This window comes from Ideonella azotifigens (genome assembly GCF_006519715.1).
GTDB classification, from domain to species: domain Bacteria; phylum Pseudomonadota; class Gammaproteobacteria; order Burkholderiales; family Burkholderiaceae_C; genus Ideonella; species Ideonella azotifigens.
Genome location: NZ_VIDT01000916.1, coordinates 1 through 1812 on the forward strand (window position 1 = coordinate 1; position 1812 = coordinate 1812).

Here is a 1812-nt window from a genome sequence, read left to right on the forward strand (position 1 = left end):
GATGGTGGGCACGGCGATGGGCGCTGCGCGGCTGGCACCACCCTGGCCCTTCATCGCCGCCAGTGCGGAGGGCAGGTCGGCCGCGGCACCCGGTGCCAGTCCGGAATGCACACCCACCGCAGCAAACAGCTCGGGATAAAGCGCGCCGAGGATGGCCGCCATCGCGCCGCCGGCCGACAGCCCGGCCACGTAGACCCGGCTCGCATCGATGCCGTGTTCGGCAATGAGCTGCTGCGTCATGCTGGCCAGCAGCGCCGGCTCGCCGCGGCCGCGCTGCTGGTGGTTGTGCTTGAACCAGCTCCAGCAGCGCTGCGGGTTGGCCTGGGTGGACTGCGCCGGGTACAGCACCGCGAAGCCCTGCGCCAGCGCCGCCGCGTTCATGGCGGTGCCGGCGGCGAAGTCGTCCGGGTTCTGGGTGCAGCCGTGCAGCATCACGACCAGCGGCATTGGCCCTTCGCCAGCGCCGGGTGGCACGAACAGCTTGTAGTCCCGCTGGCCGGCTGCGCATTCGTGCGTGCCGGAGAGAAAGCCTGCGATGCCGCCGGCGGTCGGTCGTGCGGTGCTGGCTTCGGCCCGTGCTGCGGCAGGTTCGCGCGGCAGCTCGGTGGCCTGCACGTCGATCACGTCCGGCGGCGCGGCGGTGGGCGTGGCTGCCGATGAAGAGGGCGAGCGCCAGGGCTGGCCCATTGGGCCCATGGCGTTGCGCAGCAGCTCGGTGGCCGCCTGCAGCTGGCCTGAGCGGGTCAGCCGTGTGGCTTGCGCCAGCGTGTTCTGGAAAGGCAGGGGCATGGGGGCTTTCGGGGGAGGATCGGGGAGGAGGAAGGCATGGGCGTCAGCTGTAGCGGATGCGCCCGGCCAGCGCGTGTTTGACTTCGCTGCTGGCGCGCAGCGCGCCCAGCACGGTGAGGGATTCGATGGTCGCCAGCGCCAGCTCGGGCGTCACGTCGGCCGCCAGCGAGGCCAGTCCCAGCACACGGATCTGCAGCTGCTGGCCCGCCGCCTGCACCGCCTGCAGGTCGGCCGCGCTGTAGTGCTGGATGCCCAGCACCAGCGTCTTGCGCAACACCACCTGGCGCACCGCCTCGGCGTGGCTGCCCAGGTGCTGGCGAATGGCGGTGCGGATGAAGTCGCTGCGGTTGGCGTAGAAGCCTTCCTGCACCAGCAGGTCGATCTGGCCCAGGTCCACATAGCCCAGGTTCAGCGTGATCTTCTCGTCCGTGGGTGTGAGGGCCGGTGCGGCATGGGCAGTTCGTCTGGGCATGGTTGCATCATACGACCATCCACTTGGATGGTATTCGCATCACCGGATCACCATCATGGCATTGGCCGGCAGACGTTGCCCAGCGCACAGACAGCCCGCGCCGACCGCGGCTCAATGCCGTTTTGCCTCGCCAAGGAGCCGCCATGTCAGATCCCACCCAAGCCATGCAATCCGCCATCCAGCCGCTGGTCAAGCTGACCCAGGCCAACATGGCGCTGCTGACCCAGTTTTCGACCTCGCCCGAGGTCAGCTCGCTGTCCCAGGTCAACACGCAGGACCTGCTGCAGCAATGGCAGAAGTCCTCCGGCAGCCTGATGCAGTCCAATGCCTTTGCGCAGCTCGGCCAGGGCCTGATGAAGAACTACACCGAGTTCTTTGCCGAGCTGGGCCAGAACGCGATGAGCGCGATGGCCCAGGGCCAGGCCGAGATGAGCCGGCGCGTGCAGGAGGCCGGCGACAACGTGATCGACGCCACCAGCGAACGCAGCAAGCGGGCGCGCTGATCGACCGGGGGGCCGCGCGCCCGGCGAGGTAGTCTCTCGCCATGGACT

Annotated in this window: 3 protein-coding genes; 1 reads left to right on the forward strand and 2 read right to left on the reverse strand. The window is 69.1% G+C overall.

Going from position 1 to position 1812, the window contains the following annotated elements:
• On the reverse strand, positions 1-789 hold a 789-nt coding region (locus tag FKP22_RS29190), incomplete at its 3' end, for an extracellular catalytic domain type 1 short-chain-length polyhydroxyalkanoate depolymerase (RefSeq protein ID WP_141291664.1).
• Positions 790-832: 43 nt separating this feature from the next.
• On the reverse strand, positions 833-1261 hold the full coding sequence (locus tag FKP22_RS29195) for a ribbon-helix-helix domain-containing protein (protein WP_141291665.1): 429 nt from the start codon (positions 1259-1261) through the stop codon (positions 833-835).
• Between the two features lie 143 nt (positions 1262-1404).
• On the opposite strand from FKP22_RS29195, the gene FKP22_RS29200 reads away from it, so the two are divergent.
• On the forward strand, positions 1405-1764 hold the full coding sequence (locus FKP22_RS29200) for a hypothetical protein (protein WP_141291667.1): 360 nt from the start codon (positions 1405-1407) through the stop codon (positions 1762-1764).
• Positions 1765-1812 lie beyond the last annotated feature (48 nt).

Excerpts from the sequence above, each read along its gene's own strand:
- FKP22_RS29195 (WP_141291665.1), bottom strand. The coding sequence starts at position 1,261 with ATGCCCAGACGAACTGCCCATGCCGCACCGGCCCTCACACCCACGGAC.
- FKP22_RS29200 (WP_141291667.1), top strand. The coding sequence starts at position 1,405 with ATGTCAGATCCCACCCAAGCCATGCAATCCGCCATCCAGCCGCTGGTC.